This is a genomic window from Microbacterium gallinarum, assembly GCF_014837165.1.
Lineage (GTDB): Bacteria > Actinomycetota > Actinomycetes > Actinomycetales > Microbacteriaceae > Microbacterium > Microbacterium gallinarum.
Window position 1 is genome coordinate 55881 of the sequence record NZ_JACSPM010000005.1, and the last position, 15812, is coordinate 71692.

Below are 15812 nucleotides of genomic sequence, written 5' to 3' on the forward strand. Positions count from 1 at the left end.
CGCGGGGCGAGCGGCGCCGAGGGGCTCAGTCGGCGAGGGCCTCGATCGGAGCCACCCGCGTCGCCAGGCGCGTCGGCACCACCGCGGCGACGAGCGTGAGCACGGCGGTCGCGACCACGATCAGCGCGATGGGCAGCCACGGCACCGCCGGAGCGACGAACGTGGGCGACTGCCACGCCGGGGGCACGGCGACCGAGCCGAGGACGGACTGCGCTCCCGCCCACCCGTAGACCGTCCCCAGCACCAGCCCGGTGACGACCGCCGCGATGGTGATGTGCGCGGCCTCGAGCATCACCATGCGACGCACCTGGCTGGTGGCGACGCCGAGCGAGCGCAGCAGCCCGAGCTCGCGGCGGCGCTGCACGACTCCGATCGTCAGGAGGTTGACGAGCCCGACGGCGGCGATCACCGCCGAGACGGCGACGAGGCCCATCATGATGCCTGCGAACATGTCGAGGAGAGCCTCGAAGTCACGGTCGATCTCGCCGCCGCCGGACGCGGCGACGACCGCCTTCACGGTCTCGAGCGCGACGGCGAACATGGTGACGAGCGTCACGCCGATCACCACGCCGATCGCCATGCGGCTCGACCGTTCCGGATAGCGCAGCGCGTTCTCGGCCGCGAGTCGCGAGGTCGCCGAGTCGCCGAACAGCCGGCCGACCAGGCGCAGCACCGGCGGCATGACCATCGTCGAGCCGAGCACAAGGCCGGTGAACGACAGCAGCCCGCCGAAGAACGCGATCACCACGCCGAGGGGCGAGAACAGACCCAGCGCGATGCCCGCCGCCAGCAGCGCAGCGCCCGAGGCGAACAGGCCGATCGCGGCTCCGTTGCGCCCCTTGCGGCGGGTGTACGAGTCGTGGGATGCCTCGACCGACCCGCCGAGCGCCTGCAGCGGCGTCACTGTGAGCACGCGCCGCGACCCCACCCAGGCCGCGGCCCACGTGGTGAGCGCGACGATGATCGCCGGGATGGCGAGCACCGCCTGCACGACCGGGTACCCGACGTCGGGGACCCCGAGGAGCGACTCGGCGAGCGCGATGCCCCCCGCCGCCGCGAGCACTCCCGCGAGGAGCCCGACGACGGCGCCGATCACGCCGACGATGAGTCCCTGACGCGCGATCTCGTTGCGCTGCGAATACGCCGATGCTCCGATCAGACGCATCAAGGCGATGCGCCGGGTGCGGCCCGCGACGATCGTCGAGAAGGTGTTGGCCGTCACGATCGCGGCGACGTACATGGCGACGCCCACGAGGATCACCGTCATGATCACGAGCACGGCGGCCAGCGTCTCGCTGTCGCCGATGTACGGGTCGGCGGCCATGATCGCCGCGAGGTACCCCGTCGCGGTGAGGAGCAGCGCGCCGAAAGCACTGGAGATGGCGGCGACGAGGATGCTCGCGCCCATGCCGCGCTCGCGCAGCCACGCGAGGGGCCGCGCGGCCGGCGGCTGCGGCATCCGCTCGACTCGTTCCGGTGCGGTCACCGCGGTCATGACGCCACCGCCCGCTCGCCGACGCCCAGTTCGCTTGCGAGCATGTACGCCGAGATCTCCTCGGCGGTCTGACGGGGCTTGTCGGCGACGATGCGTCCATCGCCGAGGAAGAGCACGCGGTCGGCATGGCTCGCGGCGATCGGGTCGTGCGTGACCATCGCGATGGACTGACCGTGGTCGCGGCTGGCGGCCGCGAGAAGGCCGAGCACCTCGCGGCCGGTGCGCGAGTCGAGGTTGCCGGTGGGCTCGTCGGCGAAGACCAGGTCGGGCGCCGTCGCGAGGGCGCGGGCGATGGCGACGCGCTGCTGCTGGCCGCCCGAGAGCTCGTGCGGACGGTGCCGCAGCCGCGGGGTGAGGCCGAGCGCCTCGATCAGGCCGTCGATGCGGGCCTTCTCGAGAGCCGTCGGGCGGCGTCCGTCGAGGTCGAACGGCAGCAGGATGTTGCCGAGCGCGTCGAGCGTCGGCACGAGGTTGAACGCCTGGAACACGAAGCCGACGCGACGGCGGCGCAGGATCGTGAGCTCGAGGTCGGAGAGGCCGGTGATGTCGGTGTCGCCGATCCAGGCGCGGCCCGAGCTCGGGGCATCCAGGCCCGCCATGATGTGCATGAGCGTCGACTTGCCCGAGCCGGACGGACCCATGATCGCGGTGAACTCGCCGCGCCGGATGCCCACCGACACCTCATCGAGCGCGCGGACGGTGCTCTCGCCGCGGCCGTAGGTCTTCGTGAGCTGCTGGACTCGCGCCGCGAGCCCCAAGTCGGTCGATGTGATCTCCATGCCTTCGACGCTACGAACGGCGGATGCGGCGGCGCGTCGGCCTGGCGAGGCATCCGCATACATCTGCAGGATGATCTCTTCCGCGCGGCGGAGCGCGGGTCTAGGGTCGCGGCAGGCCACCGATGACGAGGAGACCCGATGCCCGCCACGCCCCTGCCCCCGAGCGGCGACCTGCCCCCCGGCCCGAAGACGTGCGACGCCGGCGGCATGATCGAGATCCATCGGCTCTTCCGGCGCACGTTCGGCGAGAGCCCCGGACTGGTGCGCGGCGTCGCTCCGGGCGACACGGCGCACGGGGCGGCCGTCGCGACGCAGCTCGAAGCGCTGTCGATCGCCCTGCACGCGCATCACGAGGGCGAGGACGAGCGCCTGTGGACCGCGCTCGACGAGCGGGCGCCGTCGTGCGCGACACACGTCGCGCGCATGAAGGAGCAGCACGCCGAGATGCTCGTGCACCTCACCGCACTCGACCGGGCGCTGCCTGCCTGGCGCGCCTCAGCGTCGGAGGCGGATGCCGCCCCCGTGCTCGCGGCGCTCGACGGCGTCAACGCCGCCCTCGCGGTGCACCTCCCCGACGAGGAGGCGAACATCGTGCCCGTGATGGAGCGCACGATCACCGAGGAGGAGGTCGAGTGGTTCGCCGAGCACGGGCGCAAGTCCGTGCCGAAGGGGCAGACCTGGCAGCAGCTCGGCGAGATCCTCGCGTCGCAGCCCGACGGCGGCGACGCGTGGCTGCGCACGCACATGCCGGCGCCCGGCCGGCTCGCGTGGCGCCTGATCGGCAGGCGTCGGTACGCCAGGCACCGCGCCGCCCTCGAGGGGCGCTGACGCTGCGGCGCCGGGGTGGGCGGCGCGGGGCGGGACAGCGGTCCTGAGAACGGTACGACGCCCACCGGCTGCGGGCAACCCGGGCGCGGCCGCTACGCCAGGCCGTGCTCGAAGGCGAACACGACCAGCTGCACGCGGTCGCGCAGACCGAGCTTGGTCAGGATGCGGCTGATGTGCGTCTTCACCGTCGCCTCCGACAGGAACTCCCGCGCCGCGATCTCGGCATTCGACAGGCCACGGGCGGCGAGCGCGAAGATCTCGCGCTCGCGCTCGGTGAGCCCGCCGTAGGCGGGCGGGACCGGCCGGGGCGCGGCATCCGCGAAGTGAGCGAACAGGTCGCGCGTGGCGGATGCCGCGATCACGGCCGATCCCGCATGCACGGTGCGGATGGCGGCGAGCAGGAACTCGGGGTCGGCGTCCTTCAGCAGGAACCCGCTGGCACCCTGGCGGATGGCGCGGGCCGCGGCCTCGTCGAGGTCGAACGTCGTGAGCATGACGATGCGCGGCGGCTCGGGATCGGCGAGCAGCTCGGCCGTGGCGGTCAGGCCGTCCATGACCGGCATGCGGATGTCCATCAGCACCACGTCGGGCCGGGTGGAGCGGATCACGTCGAGCGCCTCACGTCCGTCGGACGCCTCGGCGACGACCTCGAGGTCGGGCTGCGAATCGACCAGCATGCGGATGCCGGCGCGGAACAGCGCCTGGTCGTCGACGAGTGCGACGCGGATCATCGGGCCTCCCCCGATCGTGCGCAGAATCGGAGATCATGGGCGCCACGCCCGGCCGCGGCATCCGTCACCGGTGTGTCGTCGACGATCTCCGCCGTTACGTCGCACCGACCCCGGCTCACGCCGCCGCCCCGATCGGCAGCGAGGCGCGCACGACGAATCTCGCACCCTCGGATGCGGCGGTGAGGCTGCCGCCGACGAGCTGAGCACGCTCGCGCATGCCGATCACTCCGTGGCCCGCGGCGGGCGGCGCCGCCGACTCCCCGACGCCGTTGGCGACCTCGAGCTCGACTCGCGCGGGGTGCCAGGCGAGCCGCACGTCCACGGTGCCGCCGTCGCCGTGGCGCAGCGCGTTGGTGAGCGCCTCCTGCAGGATCCGGTACACCGCGAGCTGCACGCCGGCGGGTGGTTCGCCGCTCGGCGCCGGGTCCACGTCGACGCGCAGGTCGACGCCGGCCCCGCGCACCTGGGCATACAGCGCCTCGAGGTCGGCGAGCGTCGGCTGCGGCCCGTCGGCCTGACTGTGGCGCAGCTGCGTCAGGAGCAGCCGCACGTCGGCCAGGGCCGTGCGAGCGGTGGCCGAGATCGTGCCGAGGGTCGCTGTCGCGACGGAGGGATCGGATGCCCCGGCATACCGCGCCCCGTCGGCCTGGGCGATCACCACCGCGAGCGAGTGGGCGACGACGTCGTGCATGTCGCGGGCGATGCGCACGCGCTCCTGCTCCACGATGGCCTCGGCCTCGGCCCGCTCCTGGGCCCGGCGGTTCTCGCGGGCGCGCAGCGATGTGCGCACGAGGGCGCCCGCCGTCCACGACAGCAGCAGCGCGAACCCGGCGGCGACGAGCACCGCCAGCGCGATGGGGATCGTGCTCCAGGACACGCCGCTGCCCGACCCGAAGTACGGTCCGGCCACGACGTACACCGTGATGACGACGGCGCCGAGGAACGACGAGGCGAAGCCCAGCCAGAACACCCGCTGCGAGCCGTACGCTGCGGTCGCATAGAGCACCGCGAAGATCGCGAGGTCGGCCACGCCCGGCGGGCGGCCGAACGACATCTGCGCGATCGCCGCCAGCCACGCGATGCCGAGCGCGATCGCGGGCGAGAGCCGCCGCACGGCGAGCGCGGACGCGAGCAGCAGCGTCATGATCACCGCCGACAGCACGCTGAACGCGACGCCCATCGGGTCGGTGTACTGGATCTCGAGCGGCACGACGATCACCGCGAACAGCCCGGCCACCACCACGTCGACGACGATCTGGTACGGCTTCAGGCTGCGGAACACCGTTTCACGGTACGCGAGAGCGGATGCCGCGGCATCCGTCCCGGGATGTATCCGACGCCCGGCCACCTCGGTCGCGAGACGTACCGGCTCACGACCCCTGCGTTCCTATGGTCTGCCCAGCCGACCATTGCGGCGCGCGGGACGAGGCTTTACTGTCGCGTCACAGGCCGAAACCGACGGGAAACGTCGAGTCGACAGGATCAGGGGGCAAGGCAGCCCCCAGGTCTCGCCCCCGTCGGTCCCAGCCCGAGGGACCTCGAACGAGCACGGACGGAGACAACATGACGACGGTACGAGCGGCTATTTCGCAGACTTCCTGGACAGGTGACAAGGAGTCGATGCTCGACAAGCACGAAGGATTCGCGAGGGATGCCGCGGCCCAGGGCGCGCAGGTCGTGTGCTTCCAGGAGCTGTTCTACGGACCGTACTTCGGCATCACGCAGGACAAGAAGTACTACCGCTTCGCCGAGCAGGCGGACGGGCCGATCGTGCAGCGCTTCGCGTCGATCGCGAAGGAGCTCGGAACGGTCATGGTGCTGCCGATCTACGAAGAGGCCGAGACCGGGGTGTACTACAACACCTCGGTGCTGGTCGACGCCGACGGCACGATCCTCGGCAAGTACCGCAAGCACCACCTGCCGCACCTCGACAGGTTCTGGGAGAAGTTCTACTTCCGTCCGGGCAACCTCGGCTACCCGGTCTTCGACACCGCGGTCGGGCGGATCGGGATGTACATCTGCTACGACCGGCACTTCCCCGAGGGATGGCGCGAGCTCGGCCTCGCCGACGCGCACATGGTCTTCAACCCGAACGCCACCAAGCCCGGCCTCTCGAACCGGCTGTGGGAGGTCGAAGGACCGGCGGCGGCAGTGGCCAACGGCTACTTCGTGCTGCAGCCCAACCGCGTGGGGCGCGAGGACAACGAGTACGGCGACCTCGCCGTCGACTTCTACGGCACGAGCCAGGTGATCGACCCGCGCGGCAACTTCGTCGGCGAGCGCGGCTCGGGCGACAGCGAAGAGCTGCTCGTGCGCGACCTCGACCTGAACATGGTGCAGGAGATGCGCGACGACTGGCAGTTCTACCGCGACCGCCGGCCCGACTCCTACACCCGGATCGCGAAGCCGTGATGCCCGCGATGCCTGCGAGCCCCCTGAGCCCTCTCACCCACTGCTCCCCTGTCACGAAGTGCCGTCGAGGACGACGCTTCGTGACAGGTGAGCTTCGGGCCTCGACGAAGAAAGAGGACTGACATGACCACCACACTCATCACCGGCGGGACGGTCGTCTCGGCCACCGGACGCGGCGAAGCGGACGTGCTCATCGACGGCGAGACGATCGCCGCCGTGCTGGCACCGGGCTCGCAGCTGCTGGGCACCGACCTGGCGGCCTCGGTCGACACCGTCGTCGACGCCACCGGCAAGTACGTGATCCCGGGCGGCATCGACGCGCACACGCACATGGAGCTGCCGTTCGGCGGCACCGCGGCATCCGACACGTTCGAGACGGGCACGCGGGCCGCGGCGTGGGGCGGGACGACGTCGATCATCGATTTCGCCGTTCAGAAGTACGGCGAGCGCGTGCAGGACGGGCTCGCCGCGTGGCACGAGAAGGCCGCCGGCAACTGCGCGATCGACTACGGGTTCCACCAGATCATCGGCGGGGTCGACGACGACTCGCTCGCCGCGATGCGGGGCCTCCTCGACGAGGGCGTCTCGAGCTTCAAGCTCTTCATGGCGTACCCCGGCGTGTTCTACTCCGACGACGCGCAGGTGCTGAAGGCGATGCAGGTGTCGGCCGAGACCGGCCTGCTCACGATGATGCACGCCGAGAACGGCCCCGCCATCGATGTGCTCGCCGCCCAGCTGGCCGAGGCCGGCAAGAAGGCGCCGTACTACCACGGCATCGCCCGGGCCTGGCAGATGGAGGAGGAGGCGACGCACCGTGCGATCATGCTCGCCAACCTCACCGGCGCCCCGCTGTACACGGTGCACGTGAGCGCCAAGCAGGCCGTCGACCAGATCGCGTGGGCGCGGGACCAGGGCTGGAACGTCTTCGGCGAGACCTGCCCGCAGTACCTGTACCTCTCGCTCGAGGAGCAGCTCGGCGGGTTCAGCGAGGAGTGGGGTCAGTTCGAGGGCGCGAAGTGGGTGTGCTCGACGCCGCTGCGCAGCCGCGGCGAGGGCCACCAGCATCACATGTGGCAGGCGCTGCGCACCAACGACATCCAGATGGTCTCGACCGATCACTGCCCGTTCTGCATGAAGGGCCAGAAGGAGCTCGGGCTCGACGACTTCCGCGCGATCCCCAACGGGATCGGGTCGGTCGAGCACCGCATGGACCTCATGTACCAGGGCGTCGTGACCGGCAAGATCACCCTCGAGCGCTGGGTCGAGCTCACGAGCACGACCCCCGCCCGGATGTTCGGCCTGTACGGCCGGAAGGGCGTCGTCCAGCCCGGCGCCGACGGCGATGTCGTGGTGTACGACCCGAACGGGCACACGACGATCTCGGCGGCATCCCACCACATGAACATGGACCACTCCGCGTGGGAGGGATTCGAGATCGACGGCCACGTCGACACCGTGATCTCTCGCGGCAAGGTGATCGTCGACGACGGCGCCTACCTCGGGTCCGCGGGCGACGGCCGGTTCCTCAAGCGCGGCCTCTCGCAGTACCTCATCTGACGAATCTGCGTTTCGTCTCGCTTCGCTCGCCACCGACCGAAAGGCACGACATGGACTTCGGAGTCGTCCTTCAGACCAACCCACCCGCGGCGCGCACCGTGCAGCTCGCACAGCTCGCGGAGGCCCACGGCTTCAGCCACGTGTGGACCTTCGACTCGCACCTGCTGTGGGAGGAGCCGTACGTCATCCACTCGGCGATCCTCAACGCGACCAAGCGCGTGACGGTCGGCCCGTTCGTGACGAACCCGGCGACCCGGGACTGGACGGTGACGGCGTCCGTCTTCGCCACCCTCAACGAGCTGTACGGCAACCGCACGATCTGCGGCATCGGGCGAGGCGACTCGGCGGTGCGCGTGACCAACGGCAAGCCGGTCACGATGTCCGAGCTGCGCGAGTCGATCCACGTGATCCGCGAGCTCGCGAACTCGCGGCCGGTCGAGTACAAGGGCGCGACCCTGCAGTTCCCGTGGAGCCGCGGGTCGGAGCTCGAGGTCTGGGTCGCCGCGTACGGCCCCCTTGCGCTCAAGCTCACGGGCGAAGTGGGCGACGGGTTCATCCTGCAGCTGGCGGACGTCGACATCGCCGCGTGGATGATCAAGACGGTGAGGGATGCCGCGGCCGCCGCCGGCCGCGACCCCGACGCCATCTCGTTCTGCGTCGCGGCGCCGATGTACATCGGAGACGACTGGCAGCACATGCGCGACCAGTGCCGCTGGTTCGGGGGGATGGTCGGCAACCACGTGGCCGACATCGTCGCGAAGTACGGCGAGCACGGCGCCGTGCCCGACGCCCTCACCGACTACATCGCCGGCCGCCAGGGCTACGACTACAACACCCACGGCAAGGCCGACAATGACCACGTCGACTTCGTTCCCGACGAGATCGTCGACCGGTTCTGCATCCTGGGCACCGCCGAGGAGCACATCGCCAAACTCGAGCAGCTGCGCGCTCTCGGCGTGACGCAGTTCGCCGGCTACCTCCAGCACGACAACAAGGAGGAGACGATGCGGGTGTACGGCGAGACCGTCATCCCGGCGCTCTCGGCCCACGTCACGGCGAAGGCATGACGAGCACCGCCGGCATCGAGACCCAGGTCGCCGCGCCGGGCGATCCGGCCCATCCGGCGCGCGCCCCGCGCCCGCGCGGGCGCCGCTCCGGCCTCGCGTGGCTGTGGGGGATCGTCGGCGTCGCGGCGGTCGTGATCGTGTGGGAGCTGTACAAGTGGCTGGCGCCCGAGGACGGCGTGATCGTCGCCGGGCTGCGCATCCTGCCGCGCACCACCGACCTGGCGATGCCCCACGTGTGGGTCATGGTGGGCCGGCTGTTCGAGCCCGTCACCCGGCAGGAGGGGTCCCCTCCGCTGTGGGGCGTCATCGCGCTCGGCGCGCTGACGACCCTGGGCATCGCGGCGGTGGGCTGGCTCGTCGGGATGATCGTGGGCTTCGCGTTCGCCCTGCTGATGCAGCGCTGGCGCCTCGCCGAGTGGGGACTGCTCCCCTGGATCATCCTCAGCCAGACCGTGCCGCTCATCGCGTTCGCGCCGATCGTCAAGAGCTGGGGATCGCGCATCGAGATCGGCGGCTGGGAGTGGCAGGACTGGATGTCGGTCGCCTTGATCGCGTCGTACCTCGCCTTCTTCCCGATCGCCGTCGGGGCCCTGCGCGGCCTGCAGTCCCCCGACCGCATCCACACCGAGCTCATGCACACCTACGCCGCGGGGTACTGGCCCACGCTCGTGAAGCTGCGGCTGCCGGCATCCGTCCCCTACCTGCTCCCTGCGCTGAGACTCGGCGCGGCGAACGCCGTCATCGGCGCGGTCGTCGCCGAGGTCTCGACCGGCCTGCAGGGCGGCATCGGACGCCTGCTGATCCAGTTCGCCGGCCAAGCGTCGGGCGATCCGGCGAAGGCGTGGGGACCGATCTTCGGCGCCGTCGCGCTCGGCCTGGTCGCGGCGGGCTCGGTGGCGCTGCTGGGTGTGTTCCTGAAGGACTACCGACGAGGAGAGGCGGCCTGATGACCGATACGGCGACGACCACGGAGCCCGTGACCCGGGCGGCCGCGGTGAGCGTGCACGGGGCGTCGAAGGTGTTCCCTTCGAAGGCCGGCGACGTCACCGCGCTCGACGGGATCGAGCTCACGGTCGCCGAGGGCGAGTTCGTCTCGCTCATCGGACCGTCGGGATGCGGCAAGTCGACGCTGCTCCGCCTGATCGCCGACCTCGACGCGGCGACGGCCGGGTCGGTCGAGGTGTTCGGCAAGCCGGCGCATCGCGCTCGGCGCGACCAGGACTACGGCATCGCGTTCCAGCAGGCCGGACTCCTGCCGTGGCGGACGGTCGCGGCGAACATCGCCCTGCCGCTCGAGCTGCACGGCGTCGGAGCCGCCGAGCGCAAGGAGCGGGTCGCACGGCTCGCCGAGCTGGTGGGCCTCTCGGACTTCGCCGACCGGCATCCCGATCAGCTCTCCGGCGGCATGCAGCAGCGCGTCGCCATCGCGCGAGCCCTCGCCGAACAGCCGCGACTGCTGCTGATGGACGAGCCGTTCGGCGCGCTCGACGAGATGACCCGCGAGCGCATGCAGGCCGAGCTGTCGCGCATCGCTGCGGAGACGGGCGCCGCCGTGGTGTTCGTGACCCACTCGATCCCGGAGGCGGTGTTCCTGTCGGATCGCGTGGTCGTCATGTCGCCGCGCCCGGGACGGATCACCGACATCATCGAGACGGGATTCGGAGCGGATGATCTCGGTACGCGGCGTTCGCCGCTGCTCGATCCGGCGGCCGCGATTCGCGACGAGTCGCTGCGCGAGACGCCGGCCTTCTTCGCGAAGGTCACGGCGGTGCGCGAGGCCCTGCACGGCACCCCGGCCGCCGCGCCGCGCGGAGCGGAGGAGCGATGACGACCGTGCGGCACGCGCCGCGCGCGCGGTGGAGCCCTGCCGCCGAGCGCCGCCTGCGCGTGATCGCACCCCTCGTCGTCGGCCTGCTCGGACTCGCGCTGTGGCAATTCCTGGTGACGGTCGTCGGCGTCTCGGACTACCTGCTCCCGAGCCCCGCGGCGATCCTGCAGCAGCTCGTCGAGTTCTGGCCGGCCATCCTGCAGGCGACGATCATCACCGGCACGAACGCACTCCTCGGACTCGTGGTCGGCACGCTGCTCGCGATCCTGCTGGCTGCGCTCGCAGCCCGCTGGCGCGCGGTCGACGGGATGTCGGCGCCGATCGTGGCGTCGCTTGCGGTGGTGCCGATCGTCGCGCTCGCGCCGGTGCTCAACTCGATGTTCGGCGCCGACAGCCAGTTCGGCCGGCAGGCCATCGCGGCACTGGCCGCGTTCGTACCGGTGTTCGTCAACACGCTCCGCGGTCTGCGCCAGACCCGGCCCGTCCACCGCGACCTGATGCACGTGTACGCGGCGTCGGGGCCGCAGACGTTCCGACTGGTCACGCTTCCCACCGCCGCGCCGTACCTGATGACCGGCATCCGGATCGCCAGCTCGCTCGCGGTGATCTCCGCGCTCGTCGCGGAGTACTTCGGCGGGCCGCGCGGGGGGCTCGGCACGTTCATCGCGACCTCCGCCGCGACGAGCGCCTATGCGCGCGCCTGGGCGTACGTCGCCGCGGCGATCGCGCTCGGCCTCATCTTCTACCTTGCGACGGCACTGCTGGAGTGGCTCGTGCTCCGCCGCATCCCGACCGGAGGCGCCCGATGATGCGCCTCCTGGAAAGACGTCCTCGCCCTGCGAGGCCGGCAATGCACCACCGCAGCGAATCCCCGTGAGGGGACGAAAGGAACGACATGAGACACAGCACACGTCGCGCGCTCGCAACAGGCGCGTTCGCCCTGTCGGCCGCGCTCCTGCTCGCCGGATGCTCCGGCGGCGGGGACAGCCCTGACCCGAGCAGCGATCCGGACGGCGGCGAGCTGACCCCGGTCAAGCTCCAGCTCCAGTGGCTGCCGCAGGCGCAGTTCGCCGGGTACTTCGCAGCGATCGATCAGGACTACTTCGAAGAGGAGGGGCTGGACGTCGAGATCATCCCGTCCGGCGGCGACATCGTCCCCCAGGACGCCCTGGCCAACGGCGACGTCGACTTCGCGATCGCCTGGGTGCCCAAGGTTCTCGGATCGATCGAGGCAGGAGCCAACCTCACCGACATCGCCCAGATCTTCCAGCGCTCGGGAACGCTGCAGGTGTCGTGGGCGGACTCGGGCATCGAGTCGGTCGCCGACTTCGAGGGCAAGACGATCGGCTCGTGGGGCTTCGGAAACGAGTGGGAGATCTTCGCGGCCATGGCCGCGGAGGGACTCGACTCGACCACGGTGCAGATCATCACGCAGGACTTCAACATGAACGCCTTCCTGCAGGGCGACATCGACGCCGCTCAAGCGATGACCTACAACGAGTACGCGCAGCTTCTCGAGACGGTGAACCCCGACACCGGCGAGCTGTACCAGCCCGAGGACTTCAACGTCATCAGCTACGAGGACACGGTCGGCGCCATGCTCCAGGACGCGATCTGGGCCGACACCGCGCGGCTCGACAGCGACGAGGAGTATGCCGCGACGGCCGTCGCCTTCCTGAAGGCGGTCATCAAGGGCTGGGTGTACGCACGGGACAACCCGGAAGCGGCCGCCCTCCTCACGATGGAGAACGGTTCGGCGTGGGGACTGAGCCACGAGCTGTGGATGATGAACGAGACCAACAAGCTGATCTGGCCGGCCACTGACGGCATCGGCATCATCGACGAGACGGCGTGGCAGCGCACGGTGGACGGCGCCCTGTCGGCCGTCAACGAGACCGGTGCCCATCTCATCACCCAGGAGCCGCCTGCGAGCGCCTGGTCGAACGAGTACATCCAGCAGGCGCTGGATGAGCTCGAGGCCGAGGGCATCGACCTCACCGGCGAGTCCTTCACGCCGATGAACGTCGTCCTCGAGGAAGGCGGCAACTAGCCGCACCCGGACGTTTCGTTCGCTTCGCTCGCTCAACGACCGGGATCGTCGGTTGACCCCCGGTCGTTGAGCGACGAGCGTAGCGAGGAGACGAAAACGCACTCATCCCCCCAGGAGCACACGATGTCCGACGACCTCGACGCCACGGCGAAGCAACTCGACCGCGAGCACGTCTTCCACTCGTGGTCGGCGCAGGCCGGCCTCGACCTGCCCGTCATCGCCGGCGGCTCCGGCACCGTCGTGTGGGACCACGCCGGCAACCGGATGCTCGACTTCTCGAGCCAACTGGTCAACGTGAACATCGGGCACCAGCATCCCGCCGTCGTGGCCGCCATCCAGCAGCAGGCTGCCGAGCTCGCCACGATCGGCCCCGCGACGGCCAACCTCGCACGCGGCCGTGCCGCGCAGCGCATCCTCTCGAAGGCGCCCGAGGGCTTCGCCAAGGTCTTCTTCACCAACGGCGGCGCCGACGCGATCGAGAACGCGATCCGCATGGCGCGCCTGCACTGTGCTGCCCGAGGGGAGAGCGGCCGGGAGACGGTGCTGTCGACCTACCGCTCGTATCACGGCAACACCGGCGCGGCCATCGTCGCGACCGGCGACTGGCGACGGACGCCGAACCAGTACGCCCGCGGGCACGTGCACTTCTTCGGTCCCTACCTGTACCGCAGCGAGTTCTGGGCGACCACGCCCGAAGAGGAGTCGGCGCGCGCGCTGCACCACCTCGAGCGCGTGATCCAGGCCGAAGGACCCTCGACGATCGCGGCGCTGCTGCTCGAGTCGATCCCGGGCACCGCCGGCATCATGCTTCCCCCGCCCGGCTATCTCGCCGGGGTGCGCGCCCTCGCCGACAAGTACGGCATCGTGCTGATCCTCGACGAGGTGATGGCCGGCTTCGGCCGCACCGGCCGCTGGTTCGCCTTCCAGGGCTACGACGTGGTCCCCGACCTCATCACCTTCGCGAAAGGCGTCAACTCCGGGTACGTGCCGGTCGGCGGCGTGATCATCTCCGACGCCATCTCCGCCACCTTCGACGATCGGGTCTTCCCCGGCGGCCTCACCTACTCCGGTCACCCGCTGGCCGCGGCATCCATCGTCGCCGCCATCGACGCGATGGAGAGCGAGGGCATCGTCGAGAACGCCCGGCGGGTCGGCGCCGACGCCATCGGCCCCGGCCTGCGCGAGCTCGAGGCGAAGCACCCGCTCATCGGCGAGGTGCGCGGCGAGGGCGTCTTCTGGGCCATGGAGCTCGTCGCCGACCGCGAGACCCGCGAGCCGGTGGGCGCCGATGTGATCGGAAAGCTCAAGAAGGAACTGACGTCGAGGGGCCTCATGCCCTTCGCCGCCGACAACCGCATCCACGTGGTGCCACCCTGCGTCGTCACCGACGCGGAGGTATCGCAGGCGATGTCGATTTACGATGAAGCCTTGACGAGCGTCGAAGATGACCTCTTCTGACGCGTGCGCGTCCTCTCACGAGGAGGGCTTCCCAATGAAGGGCAGGAACACACCATGACCGACACGACGACCCTGGAGCGGACCGACGAGTCCACGACGACGATCCTCGAGCACTGGGTGCGCGGGGCCGCCTGGGCCGGCGAGTCCGAGCGGACCGGCCAGGTCTACAACCCCGCGTTCGGCACGGTGCAGAAGCAGGTGCGATTCGCATCGAAGGCGGATGTCGGAGCCGCGGTCGACGTGGCCTCCGAGGCGTGGGCGCAGTGGCGCGACGCCTCCATCGCCAAGCGGCAGACCGTCATGTTCGCGTTCCGCGAGCTGCTCAACGCCCGCAAGGGCGAGCTCGCCGAGATCCTCACCGCCGAGCACGGCAAAGTGCTCTCCGACGCGCTCGGCGAGATCGCGCGCGGCATGGAGGTCGTCGAGTTCGCGTGCGGGCTCGGCCACCTGACCAAGGGTGCCTACTCCGAGAACGTCTCGACGGGGATCGACGTCTACACGCTGCGCCAGCCGCTCGGCGTCGTGGGCATCATCAGCCCGTTCAACTTCCCCGCGATGGTTCCGCTGTGGTTCTTCTCGATCGCGCTGGCCGCCGGCAACGCGGTGATCCTGAAGCCGTCCGAGAAGGACCCGACGGCCGCGAACTGGATGGCCGCGCTCCTCAAGGAGGCCGGGCTCCCCGACGGCGTGCTCAACGTCGTCCACGGCGACAAGGAGGCCGTCGACGCGCTCCTCGAGCACCCCGACGTGCGGGCGATCTCGTTCGTCGGCTCCACGCCGATCGCGAAGTACGTCTACGAGACGGCGACGAGCCACGGCAAGCGGGTGCAGGCCCTCGGCGGCGCGAAGAACCACATGCTGGTGCTGCCCGACGCCGACCTCGACCTCGCCGCCGACGCGGCCGTGAACGCGGGCTTCGGCTCGGCCGGCGAGCGCTGCATGGCGATCTCGGTGGTCCTGGCCGTCGACACCATCGCCGACGAGTTCGTGCAGAAGGTGTCGCAGCGCATGGCGACGCTGCGCACCGGCGACGGCATGAAGGGCTGCGACATGGGCCCGCTCATCACCGGCCAGCACCGTGACAAGGTCACGTCGTACATCGATGTCGCCGGAACCGACGGCGCGACGGTCGTCGTCGACGGACGCGACGCCGAGATCGACGGCGACGCCAACGGCTTCTGGCTCGGACCGACGCTCATCGACAAGGTGCCGACCACCTCGACGGTCTACACCGACGAGATCTTCGGGCCGGTGCTCTCGGTCGTGCGCGTCGAGGGCTACGAGGACGGCCTCGAGATCATCAACTCGAGCCTCTACGGCAACGGCACGGCGATCTTCACGAACGACGGCGGTGCGGCCCGGCGCTTCCAGCGCGAGGCGCAGGTCGGCATGATCGGCATCAACGTGCCGATCCCCGTGCCCGTCGCGTACCACTCGTTCGGCGGCTGGAAGGCGTCGCTGTTCGGAGACGCGAAGGCGTACGGCCCCCACGGGTTCGACTTCTTCACGGCCGAGAAGGCAGTCACCTCGCGCTGGCTCGACCCGTCGCACGGCGGTCTGAATCTGGGCTTCCCCCAGCACGACTGAGCAGGACGGAGCGGATGCCG

Annotated in this window: 14 protein-coding genes; 10 read left to right on the top strand and 4 right to left on the bottom strand. The window is 70.4% G+C overall.

All coding sequences use genetic code 11. From position 1 onward, the window contains the following. Window positions 1-25 precede the first annotated feature (25 nt). A complete protein-coding gene (locus tag H9622_RS13710) occupies window positions 26-1495 on the bottom strand; it encodes an ABC transporter permease (RefSeq protein ID WP_191766985.1) in 1470 nt (489 codons plus the stop codon). Further along, complete coding sequence (locus tag H9622_RS13715; protein ID WP_191766986.1) at window positions 1492-2274, bottom strand: ABC transporter ATP-binding protein; 783 nt, start codon at window positions 2272-2274, stop codon at window positions 1492-1494. The genes H9622_RS13710 and H9622_RS13715 overlap by 4 nt, the downstream gene beginning before the upstream one ends. A gap of 138 nt (window positions 2275-2412) precedes the next feature. Between H9622_RS13715 and H9622_RS13720 the strand changes: the two genes are divergently transcribed. Then, window positions 2413-3102 (top strand): hemerythrin domain-containing protein, encoded by a 690-nt coding sequence (locus tag H9622_RS13720; protein WP_191766987.1) that lies wholly within the window; start codon window positions 2413-2415, stop codon window positions 3100-3102. A gap of 92 nt (window positions 3103-3194) precedes the next feature. Here the strand turns inward: H9622_RS13720 and H9622_RS13725 are convergent, their stop codons facing one another. After that, complete coding sequence (locus tag H9622_RS13725; protein ID WP_191766988.1) at window positions 3195-3833, bottom strand: response regulator; 639 nt, start codon at window positions 3831-3833, stop codon at window positions 3195-3197. A gap of 115 nt (window positions 3834-3948) precedes the next feature. Then, a complete protein-coding gene (locus tag H9622_RS13730) occupies window positions 3949-5115 on the bottom strand; it encodes a sensor histidine kinase (protein ID WP_191766989.1) in 1167 nt (388 codons plus the stop codon). Between the two features lie 281 nt (window positions 5116-5396). On the opposite strand from H9622_RS13730, the gene H9622_RS13735 reads away from it, so the two are divergent. The 9 genes from H9622_RS13735 to H9622_RS13775 all read left to right on the top strand — a co-directional run bounded on the left by H9622_RS13735 (window position 5397) and on the right by H9622_RS13775 (window position 15792). Further along, a complete protein-coding gene (locus tag H9622_RS13735) occupies window positions 5397-6245 on the top strand; it encodes a nitrilase-related carbon-nitrogen hydrolase (protein WP_191766990.1) in 849 nt (282 codons plus the stop codon). A gap of 123 nt (window positions 6246-6368) precedes the next feature. Further along, window positions 6369-7802, top strand: a complete 1434-nt coding sequence (gene hydA / locus H9622_RS13740) for a dihydropyrimidinase (protein ID WP_191766991.1) — start codon at window positions 6369-6371, stop codon at window positions 7800-7802. A 50-nt stretch (window positions 7803-7852) separates the two neighbouring features. Then, a complete protein-coding gene (locus tag H9622_RS13745) occupies window positions 7853-8869 on the top strand; it encodes a TIGR03842 family LLM class F420-dependent oxidoreductase (RefSeq protein ID WP_191766992.1) in 1017 nt (338 codons plus the stop codon). Further along, the gene (locus tag H9622_RS13750; RefSeq protein ID WP_225222112.1) at window positions 8866-9816 is read left to right on the top strand and encodes an ABC transporter permease; all 951 of its coding nucleotides are present in this window, start codon (window positions 8866-8868) and stop codon (window positions 9814-9816) included. Before H9622_RS13745 ends, H9622_RS13750 begins: the two co-directional genes overlap by 4 nt. Further along, entirely contained in the window at window positions 9816-10697 is an 882-nt protein-coding gene (locus H9622_RS13755) for an ABC transporter ATP-binding protein (RefSeq protein WP_191766993.1), read from the top strand. The genes H9622_RS13750 and H9622_RS13755 overlap by 1 nt, the downstream gene beginning before the upstream one ends. After that, a complete protein-coding gene (locus H9622_RS13760) occupies window positions 10694-11506 on the top strand; it encodes an ABC transporter permease (protein WP_191766994.1) in 813 nt (270 codons plus the stop codon). The genes H9622_RS13755 and H9622_RS13760 overlap by 4 nt, the downstream gene beginning before the upstream one ends. Window positions 11507-11592: 86 nt before the next feature. Then, on the top strand, window positions 11593-12747 hold the full coding sequence (locus H9622_RS13765) for an ABC transporter substrate-binding protein (RefSeq protein WP_191766995.1): 1155 nt from the start codon (window positions 11593-11595) through the stop codon (window positions 12745-12747). Between the two features lie 123 nt (window positions 12748-12870). Continuing rightward, a complete protein-coding gene (locus tag H9622_RS13770) occupies window positions 12871-14205 on the top strand; it encodes an aspartate aminotransferase family protein (protein WP_191766996.1) in 1335 nt (444 codons plus the stop codon). Between the two features lie 54 nt (window positions 14206-14259). After that, on the top strand, window positions 14260-15792 hold the full coding sequence (locus tag H9622_RS13775) for a CoA-acylating methylmalonate-semialdehyde dehydrogenase (RefSeq protein WP_191766997.1): 1533 nt from the start codon (window positions 14260-14262) through the stop codon (window positions 15790-15792). The last annotated feature ends 20 nt before the right edge of the window (window positions 15793-15812 follow it).

Bases quoted from the DNA above. Each gene is read 5' to 3' on its own strand.
- H9622_RS13710 (WP_191766985.1), bottom strand. From the start codon at position 1,495: ATGACCGCGGTGACCGCACCGGAACGAGTCGAGCGGATGCCGCAGCCG.
- H9622_RS13715 (WP_191766986.1), bottom strand. From the start codon at position 2,274: ATGGAGATCACATCGACCGACTTGGGGCTCGCGGCGCGAGTCCAGCAG.
- H9622_RS13720 (WP_191766987.1), top strand. From the start codon at position 2,413: ATGCCCGCCACGCCCCTGCCCCCGAGCGGCGACCTGCCCCCCGGCCCG.
- H9622_RS13725 (WP_191766988.1), bottom strand. From the start codon at position 3,833: ATGATCCGCGTCGCACTCGTCGACGACCAGGCGCTGTTCCGCGCCGGC.
- H9622_RS13735 (WP_191766990.1), top strand. From the start codon at position 5,397: ATGACGACGGTACGAGCGGCTATTTCGCAGACTTCCTGGACAGGTGAC.
- hydA (WP_191766991.1), top strand. From the start codon at position 6,369: ATGACCACCACACTCATCACCGGCGGGACGGTCGTCTCGGCCACCGGA.
- H9622_RS13745 (WP_191766992.1), top strand. From the start codon at position 7,853: ATGGACTTCGGAGTCGTCCTTCAGACCAACCCACCCGCGGCGCGCACC.
- H9622_RS13750 (WP_225222112.1), top strand. From the start codon at position 8,866: ATGACGAGCACCGCCGGCATCGAGACCCAGGTCGCCGCGCCGGGCGAT.
- H9622_RS13755 (WP_191766993.1), top strand. From the start codon at position 9,816: ATGACCGATACGGCGACGACCACGGAGCCCGTGACCCGGGCGGCCGCG.
- H9622_RS13760 (WP_191766994.1), top strand. From the start codon at position 10,694: ATGACGACCGTGCGGCACGCGCCGCGCGCGCGGTGGAGCCCTGCCGCC.
- H9622_RS13765 (WP_191766995.1), top strand. From the start codon at position 11,593: ATGAGACACAGCACACGTCGCGCGCTCGCAACAGGCGCGTTCGCCCTG.
- H9622_RS13770 (WP_191766996.1), top strand. From the start codon at position 12,871: ATGTCCGACGACCTCGACGCCACGGCGAAGCAACTCGACCGCGAGCAC.
- H9622_RS13775 (WP_191766997.1), top strand. From the start codon at position 14,260: ATGACCGACACGACGACCCTGGAGCGGACCGACGAGTCCACGACGACG.